The following is a 9723-nucleotide window of genomic DNA, read 5'->3' as shown; positions in this document are numbered from 1 at the left end:
AATCGCCTGAACAAAAACAGGCGTTACAACTACTAAAAATGTCATGTAAACTAGTAACTCTTTTCCAAACTCCATTTCTATCATCCTTTACTTCGTTATTTTGTGTTCCAACAAATCTACTTTGTGAGCTAACTTTCCGACTGATTTAGACAAGCTGTCAATTGATTGTTGTTGCTGTTTCATCATGTCATTTTGCCTATCCATCAATCGCTGTTGTTCGTTCATCGTACTTATAAATTTATCTCTCTCTTCTTTCGATTCCTTATTACGCTTCTCTCGTTCTTCCTCCACTTTTTCGCGTTCTTCTTTCATTTCTATTCTTACAATTTTTGAATCATCCCAAATTCTTTTTGTGATAATTAGTAAGATTATAAAAAGCGCTACAAAGAGCGCCGCGAAGAACATTTCTTTCGCTAAAGCATAATCAAAAACTTTTGTTAGCCCATCATACATTTTCATCATCCCCCATAAAAAATAAGCCTTGCTCGGCTTTAATCTAAAACATAAAATAATTGATTTAACGCAAAATAAGTAATGCTCGTTTCCGCTGGTATAAATCCCATCGCGTTACTTGATGAAGCATGAACACGCCCACCACTCGCTTTGTTTGTTGGTGCGTAAGCCATCGCGGTTTTCGTTGTTTGGACCTCAAAAGGAACAGAAGCGAAAGCGTTAGCTGATGCCCATGCGGTTGATTTTTGAACTTGGCCGCGGAAGATAGCAAATCTGATTCCAAAAACACATACGACTCTGTATTGAGGTGTATTACTTCCCGCTGTTGAATATCCGGAATTCAATATTAGGTTCTGCCACGGTGTTGAATAAAACGAATCTGCATCAATTGAAAGCTTAATATTTCCATTCTCATTAAACTGCAGAGATTTACTAGTTAAAATAGAATTTCCTAGGCTACTTTCCCCGGCAACATCGATTAGTTTCTGCGCAACTTTGTATCCGCCTAATGTACTGATGATGCTTTCTAATACTGCCGACCCTATACCCGTAGGCAAATATGAAGTTGAATTGAACCCGTCATCATTCATTTTGACAGTTCCAGTGTAAAGATTATCGTCGCTATCTTTGTAATTTATGTTATGAATAAATTCCGCACCAGTAATGCTACCACTCTTCACATCACCAAGCTCGGCAGTGATAGCTGAAAGTTTACCCACACGCAATGCGTTGTAATCCAAAGGTAATTCTACCCAACTATTCCCGTTCCAAGTAAAAACACCAACAATTGTTTTAGTGTTTTCGTCTATTTTAAACCATGTGTCACCTTCGACTGGATCGCTTGGCTGAGTTTTATCAAAAACCGGTTTATGATTACTAACTGATTCAATCAATGCATTGTTCGCAACGGTAATCGCCTCTTCTATTTTTTCGTTAATTTCTGGATCTGCTTCCTTAATATCTAATGTTTGACTCACCCATTTTTCTCCATCCCACCTTCTCAAAACATTTGGTGTCACACTACTATCCATCCACAGTAAATCGGTGGTCGGGTTTAACGGTGCTTCACCAGCTACTATTGCATCGTTAATATCTGTTAATGTTATTTCCGCTGCTGCTCTAATTGTCATTATCCAACATCCTTTCTTCTGGCATAGCATAAATACGATTGTATCGTTTGCCCGCCTCTCCTTGCCCTAAATTTAGCTGCATCATTCGCTTGCCATTTGCATCAAGAAATGGATACGCTCCTTCGCATTCGTTAGTTGAACCTTGTGCAGGATAATATTTTTTTTGAAAAATATGATGATAAACTAAACTATTATTAATCATATCCCAACACCAAACTTGATTTTTATCAGTGCCTGTAAAACTCCCTCCTGCTGACAAATACGCATATGGAAACATTACATGCATTCCTTGCAGCGTATACAAAGTAGCTGTAAATCCACAATCTCTTGTCCTGAATGTATATAAAGGAGCTATTCTTCCGGCAAATAAATCAGACTTTTTAAAAACATTAATACTTAAATTGGAAACGCCTGGACTCATAACTACATAGTCGCTTGTTTTGTCGTATGTCACTCGGAAACCGTCAGGCGCTTCAAGTTTAAATACCATCGACTCATCGTAAAACTGTTCTTTCAAAGGGACATATTTAAACATTGCTATCGCCTTCTCTGCCAGGGGCAATGGTGTTACATAATAAGACCAGATGTGCGCCTCACCAGACGAAGTGTCCACGCCAAACATAGTCCCATGTCCTCCGCCGAGAACCCACATCATATCGACGAAAGTACCATCAAGCGTAGTTCTATAAATATTGTATGATTGTTGTCCACCGACTTTACTTTTTTTACTTCCGTAATATTCTTGCGACCAATAAATGTAACCATTTTCCACGTCTATTTGCGCACATTGCATAACCGATAAATTTACTTCTATCCCAGCAGGGAATTCGCGTGGAAGTTCAGCATACATATAACTTTCTTCTTCATTAATCATTAATATACTAGCTTCACTTCCTTGATTAACCGAACATCTGATAGTGGCATTGATAAAAACGTCTTCTCCAGAGATATTAACAACATTACCTACGCCTATCTGTGCGTCTTCCCAGACTAAGTCGTGTGTACCATCATTATTTATTTTCTCCCAAATAAAATCACCACGCTCAATACTATTCGTTATGTTTGTTTTTCCATCATAAACTCTTGCAATAAGTTGTGTAGTGCCAGCATTGTTTTTAAAAGTAGAACCACTAGTGCTAAATAATTCTACTTTCCACGTCTTCGTTTCTTCTATTTGTTTTTTAGCTTCTTCAATTTGTGCTTGAAGTTCCCAAATAGCCAGCGGTGTGACGTTTTCCAATTCAATATAATCACCAAGTACAACCTTGTTTTTAGACGGATCACTAAAAGAAGTTGTCTTTTCTATGATTCTTGCAGATAAAGTTATATCCATGTCCAAGTCGACTACTCTCACTGTGTCTCCAAGTGTGACTTGGTGTGGTTCATAGCCTAACATCTCTGCTAGTAATATCACGTCTACCTCGTACGTAGATAAAGGATGATTAACTTTTTCAAGCTCTAGTATCGCCCAATCTTTTAAAGCTTGCGCATTTGTTATTGTATCTTTTGTTATGACCCCTTTTAAATATTCTCTACCATCGTTATACAGCCAGTTCGCTTCATCATCATAAATGTAATTTAAACCATTATTAACTGATTTAATTGTCAAACCATCTTTACCAAGCGGGATAAGAGCAGTGTACATCGTTTTATCAGTTGTAACTCGTTTAAGACCTTGAATGTCTCTTGCATACTCAAATCGTTTCGCAGTATTGTTGCCTCGTTCGTCAACTAAATCAAATTTATAATTAATGATTTGACCACCAAAGCTTTCTACGTAAGCATCAATTTCTGCTTTATATTCTGCAATAATTTGTTGTAATCCAGCTTGAGCCGTTATATTGTCTGCAAATTCAATAGTGCGTATTTGTCCAACAAATTCTCTCTTACCGATTGACCATCCTGTCTGTTGTAAAATATATTCAAGCGCCATGTCAGCTCTTATATCAGTCAGTAATTTATTGGAAATAATAGTTGCATTTAAATCATAAATAAATGCATTTTCTGCTGTTGCTTTGATGTATCGTCCTTGCATATTTAACCCGTTTTCAGATTCATAAATACGAAATAATCGTAACTTAGCTTGTTCGTCTTCAAACAAAATATAATTACCTTCGTGAATATGTTCAGCCATTTCATGTTCTGCGGGGATGGTAACAGTGTATGTGTCATCAAAGTTTTCAAGCTTCTCATTTCTCTCATCATCCCAAAAAGGACACGAAAAAGGCATGTCATTAGATAACACGCCTACAGTTGTTCTTTGTCTATTTAGAATTGTTAACATTCTATACCTCTCCTAATATGTCGTCGGTCTGTATTCTATGGACCACTCCGCTCCTTCGCTGAAAGCCACTGGAGTTTGATAGCCACCAAAAAACGAAGGAAATGAACTTCCAATTGCTAAATTTTCCATGAACACTGAACCGTTTTTCATTATGACCCCAGCTTCACAATCAATCATAATCTCATCACCTTTATGGATAATAACCTCTGGATTATTTTTAACATCTGCTTCTGGATTAACTTTTTGTACAACCAAGTCGCAAAAAACAACATCATTGTCTTTGTAAGTTTGATTATTAAAATCTTCTGGAATATCCATTTTGGCCATGTAAATTCCGATGCCTGCTAACTTAGTAGCAAATTTGTTATTTGAGTCTTTCCATTTGTAGGTTCGTTTCCAAGCTTGACTACCTTTATCGTTCAATTTAACTATTTCCGCAATAAACAACTGTCCACGCTTTTCAATAGATAGATTAAAGTACGCATCTGAAAATTCATTATAGTTATTTCCGACTTCATACGTCGTGTTTATTGTTTTCCAAACTTGCTTAGTCTTTGTTTTACCTTTTTCTGTATACTTCACTGTTTGTTGTACTTTTTTTGAATAAACCACTTTCGTATTCTTTTTCTTAACTACTTTCCCCTCAGTTGCAGCAAAAAGGTATCTATCTTTCGTTGTTCTCCCAATCTCTAGTCCCAAATTCATAGCTCTCCCATTTTGGGCATCTTTAATCATAAATTTACCAATGCGTTTGCTATCTTTGTCTAATAAATACAATTCTATTTTTGTTCTAGCGCGTGGGTATTTTTGAGTAATATTTGCCAATCGAGCGGTGACTTTCCAATTGTCTAATTCTGACGTCAACATTCGTTTCATTACAGGACCTCTCCATGATTTGTAAGGCGCGGTTTCTGTTTTTTCACCATAGGAATTTACACGAATGGTGTTTATAGTTTGTTTAAATGAACTTGTTTTCGCAGGCTTACCATTTTCTAGCTCCCAAGTAATATTACTTTGCCCAATACCATCCCACAAAGTCATGTCATTTGCTCTATCGGACAACACGTTCTCATACATTTTCACAGCTGTTTGTCCTGTATCGGGGTCAATATCAGCCCCTAGAAATATATAATCATCATCTGTTGCAAATGATAGACTAGTTAAATCGTCGGTTGCTATCGCATGAATAATTGGACTTGTTGATTGTGAACCCGCCACTTCGATTATAGCCGGGCTTTCTGGTAAACTAATTTCTTGTTGTTCTCCATATCCACGAGGATCACTACATATAAATGTAATGGTTGTTGTATAATTATCTGTCTGTAATTCTGTTAACTCTGCCATTTGGGCAAAATGACCGTAATAAATCCATTCCGGTTCATCATCAAAGATTATTTCGCTTTCAAAACTATTAGTTTGGATGATTAAGTTATTAAGATCGTGTGCTATTTCTACTCGTTCAGTTTCCGATTTCCCCATAAGCGTAATATTAATGTCAAAGCTTCTAGTACCAACGGAATTACCAAAAAAGTACCCACCGATTTTGGCAGGTACTTCTTGGATATTCTCAGTGATATTGATTGCATTTCTTTTGATACTATTAACAACTGCTGGAATGTCATTGCTATGAATTCCGGCGTACATAAATCCTATTTTAGTCACGTTTTCTAACCCCCTGAACTCGGTCTTTTCTACTTATACGATTGTTCTGCATTTTTGTAATTGCAGGTTCCACTAAACTTCCGACCTTATTTGTGTCCATGTATACGTCACTATTTTTTTGAAGTAGTTGCATTAAAATCTGATTCTGCTGTTGAAGCAATAAAATCATGTCAGAATTGTCAGGACTATTGACAACAACACTTCCTCCATCGTTCATTCCAATGATTTCTTTTGTTTTTTTGATTAATTGAACTGCTCGATTTTTCCGAGTAAGCGGTATGACTACTTCTGGCTTATTGCTCTCAGCAACTTCTATCATTTCATTTTTGTTTACAAAACCACCATTAGCAAATCTACGATGTCCTCGTGGTCCCCAACCTCGTTTACCATAAGGTAAATCGTTTCTCCATGACGAGTTGTTGAAGAATGCCAGTAACTGGTCATAACCAGAAAATATATTGTTATGCCCTTTCATTCTGTATGCGTTAAAAGTCTGCGGTATATATTGAAGCAAACCTTTAGCAGGGTTGCCTGATAATGTATTAACATCCACAACAGCAGATGACTGAGTTATTTTTTCATTCCCGCCAGATTCACGATGAATTTGTGCAATAATGCCTTTTAATTCACTACCGGACAAATCCACTTTCATGGCTAGAGCCGCTTTCTTAATAACACTAGACCACGCCGAAGCACCTTTCCCAGCCGGTCCTGCCACTGGCGCAGTTTCTTTAAAACCAGATAGCATTTTCTCCAAAGGTGCGCCTATACTGTTTTTTAAATAGTTCAGCATGTCAGAACCTAAATTACCATCGTTACCCATTTTAACGCCAACAGACAAGCCACCAAAAAGTTTATTTAAATTTTTGATAGGATGCGCTGCCCAGTCAAAAGCTTTTTTAGAAAAATCAACTACTTTTCCAGCTACCGCTTTTGTCCCATCCCAAGCGTCACTCAAGAAATCATTGATCGTTGAATTGCCACTTGCAAATCCAGGTAATGTTTTACCAAGACCACCTTGCATGACTTTTTTCGAATCTGCATGGTTCAAAATTTTAGTACCTGGTGCAACATGTGTAATTTCTGCGCCATTTGCACCTAAAATTTGTGCTTGAGCTTGACGCTTATTGTAGGCAATTTCAAAACCTTCTTCACCAGCCATGATTTGTCCAGATGCATTGTTAGAACCTGTATAATCCATTGCAAGGTTACTACCGTAGGAAGTTCTTTTGCTAGTATTTATTTTTTTTGTGTCATTATTATAACCTTTTGGCTTCCATTCTGGTATGGTAGGTAAACTAAAGAATTTTAATACTTTATTTATTCCACCGGTGACAGAGTTAATCACACCCGCTAAATTAACTTTAAAATTATCCCATTTCGATAATGATTGACCTGTTTCCCAGTCAACTTGGTTTAAATGACCAGTAGCTTGTGATTGACCTTGACTGACTACTTGTTCATGCATTTCAGTTGCCGCTTTTACGGTTTTATTCTTTTGGCTCCTAGCTTTTTTTACAATATCATCATGTTGCTTTTTCGTAATAGTTCCATTTACATAGTATTCTTTATCAGCTGCAGCAACTACATCCTTATATTTCTTGTTAGCTTCTTTTACTGCTCCATCTTTTGCTCTCTTCGATTCGCTAACCACTTTCGAAGCTTGTTCTGTACTTAATTTTCCACTACTGTCTTTCAGTTTTCCTAAAATTAATTTTTGCTCTTTTGCAGACTTACTCAAAGAACTAACCACAGCAGTTTCTTGTTTTTTAGATATTGCTTGAATTTGATTACTATATATTTGATTACTAGTTTTACGTTGATTTGCAGCATTACGTTTGATGCTCGTAATTTGCTGTTCCTCCGAAGCAGTTAAAACTCTACCTTCCTTTGCGGCTTTTGCGTTAATTGCTTTTATGTCTGCTTTCTCTTTCTTTGTAATATTAGCATTTTTAGTAGCCATGTCTTCATTTAGCTTTTGAATTTGTTCGTTGTTTTTCTTCACTTCATCTAATGACAATTTTTGTATTTTTGCTTGCTTCTCTTTAACCGCTTTTATGTCTGCTTCTGATAACATGCTATTCTTTGACAAAGTATTTAAATTCTTATCAGTACTTTTTTTAGTCTTCTCAAAAGATTTCTCGACTAACGCAACCATCCCATTATAATTTTTGCTAATTTTATCAGATGTTGATTTAGTGATTACATCCCCGGACATTTCCAAATACTTTAATTCAGAGATTGCGTTTTGAGACATAGTTTTATATGAGTTTACATTTTTTGCTGTATCTTTGCTAATACCTTTTCCAGATACATCTGTTTTTAAAGGATTGGAAAATGCCTTTTTAATTTCCGCATACCCAACCTTAGCTATTTTTATTTGATCATTGATTTGATTAACAGGTGCTAATAGTATAGGATGTTTTTTAGCAGAATCTGACAATCCATCCCACATATCTACAAATTTCTGTTGATATTCTGGAAATTCTTTTTGAACTTTTTTACCGAATGCCTGCCCAAATTTAGTTCCAGCAATACCTCCTATTGCCGCACCTACAGCTGTTCCAATTCCTGGAGCAATTGCTGTTCCTATAGCGGCTCCTGCTGCCCCGCCAGCTAAGCTCCCACCAGCGCTACCAGCTTTATCGCCAGCATTTTTCTTATTAATACCAATAAGTTGTGTTGCAGATAATGCAATTCCTAGACCAGGTAATGCCTTCCCGACGCCTTTCAAACCAGCCCCGATTTTTCCGAATTTGCTATAACTCGCAATATCGCCTGCCATATCAGCTGTAGATAATGCTTTTGCTCCTTTGCTTCCTTTAAAAAATGAGCCAGCTTTACCTAAGAAACCTTTACCTTTTCCTCCACCGACTGGCAAAGCATTTCCAGCAAGTTGAGTAGTCGCAGCATTAGTTCCAGCAGCAACAGAGTTTTCTGCTAACGCTGCTGTTAATTTCTTTACAGGTGAGATAGCAGCCGCTGCCCCTTTTGCAATAAATCCAAATGCTAGTCCAGCAACCGGAATCGCTACCGCAACTACTCCAGCTGTAGAGATAACCGTTTTAGTACTATCATTCAATCCATTGAACCAATCTGCTGCTTTTTGAATGTACTTTCCTAGACCACGTAATACCGGAGTCAATGATGTTCCAATGCTGATAGCAAAGGTCTCAATTGCACCAGAAATTTCTTCAATAGTACCTTTCAGATTATCCATTTTCATTTTAGCTACGTCATCAGCAGTTACTTTTCCCATTTCAGTGCGCATTTTCTTTATTCCATCCGCGCCTTCACGATAAGCAATATTCCCAGCACGAACTGCATCGGAGCCAAACATAGCACCTAGCGCTGCACTACGCTGTTCGGAGTTCAAATCTTTTAGACTACTTTGCAATAGACCAGATATTTCTTCTGCTGATTTTAATTCCCCGTTTGTATCATAAAATGCGGAGTGGACTGCGCCAGTGGAAACGGTCAATTCTTCAAATTCTTTGTTCACTTTAGAAGCACTTGCCTTTGGACCTGCCAAACTTTTAGCTAAATCTTGAATTTGTCCCATTAATTTGTCTGTATCATTCGAGAGTGGTTTAACACCATTTTCTTGCAATACTTTCATAGCAGTTTCATTGTCCACAATGCTTAAACCAAGGGAATCAAATTGTTGCCATGCCGCTTTTGTTGTAGGATGCAACCTTTGTAGCATCGTTTTTAGAGAGGTACCTGCATCAGAACCTTTTAAACCATTCTGCGCAAATACCGCTAACATTGTTGATGTATCGTCAAATGAGAGACCAACACCACTGGCAACAGCAGAAACTTGTTGTAAAGACATCTTCATTTCTTCTACACCTGTGGCAGAAGCATTTGCTGCACCAGCTAGAATGTTTGCCGCATCCGCCACGCTTAAATTATCATCCTTGAACGCATTTAAAACTGTAGCTGCAATTTCTGCCGCTGACGCTAAATCTAACTCGCCAGCTGTTGCTAATGAAAGCGCTCCAGACAATCCGCCATTTATAACATCTTTAACTGAAAGACCTGCCTTTAAAAGTTCTTCTTGTGCCTGTGCGGCTTCTAATGCGGAGTATTTCGTATCTGCGCCTTGTTGAATAGCAAGTTCTCTTAAAGCATCTTTATATTCATTTACCTCACCAGGAGACATGACAGATAAAGTATTCGACATTTGTTGCT

5 protein-coding genes are annotated in these 9723 nt (G+C 37.5%); all 5 read right to left on the bottom strand.

Annotated features, from left to right (window positions below):
* Window positions 1–87: 87 nt before the first annotated feature.
* Genes QJT78_RS45060 through QJT78_RS45040 form a run of 5 tightly spaced genes read right to left on the bottom strand, consistent with a single transcriptional unit; the run spans window position 88 to window position 9694 of the window.
* On the bottom strand, window positions 88–453 hold the full coding sequence (locus tag QJT78_RS45060; protein WP_003722523.1) for a Gp23 family protein: 366 nt from the start codon (window positions 451–453) through the stop codon (window positions 88–90).
* A gap of 38 nt (window positions 454–491) precedes the next feature.
* On the bottom strand, window positions 492–1583 hold the full coding sequence (locus QJT78_RS45055; RefSeq protein ID WP_085315554.1) for a carbohydrate-binding protein CenC: 1092 nt from the start codon (window positions 1581–1583) through the stop codon (window positions 492–494).
* The gene (locus QJT78_RS45050) at window positions 1573–3867 is read right to left on the bottom strand and encodes a phage tail spike protein (RefSeq protein WP_031669134.1); all 2295 of its coding nucleotides are present in this window, start codon (window positions 3865–3867) and stop codon (window positions 1573–1575) included. Before QJT78_RS45050 ends, QJT78_RS45055 begins: the two co-directional genes overlap by 11 nt.
* A 12-nt stretch (window positions 3868–3879) precedes the next feature.
* Entirely contained in the window at window positions 3880–5529 is a 1650-nt protein-coding gene (locus QJT78_RS45045) for a distal tail protein Dit (RefSeq protein ID WP_281460647.1), read from the bottom strand.
* On the bottom strand, window positions 5522–9694 hold the full coding sequence (locus QJT78_RS45040; RefSeq protein WP_281460646.1) for a phage tail tape measure protein: 4173 nt from the start codon (window positions 9692–9694) through the stop codon (window positions 5522–5524). The genes QJT78_RS45045 and QJT78_RS45040 overlap by 8 nt, the downstream gene beginning before the upstream one ends.
* Window positions 9695–9723: the final 29 nt, after the last annotated feature.

The sequence above is a fragment of the Bradyrhizobium sp. Mp27 genome, assembly GCF_029953005.1.
GTDB lineage: Bacteria > Pseudomonadota > Alphaproteobacteria > Rhizobiales > Xanthobacteraceae > Bradyrhizobium > Bradyrhizobium barranii.
Note: the sequence above shows the minus strand (reverse complement) of the source record. Positions and strands in the feature narration are given on the sequence as shown.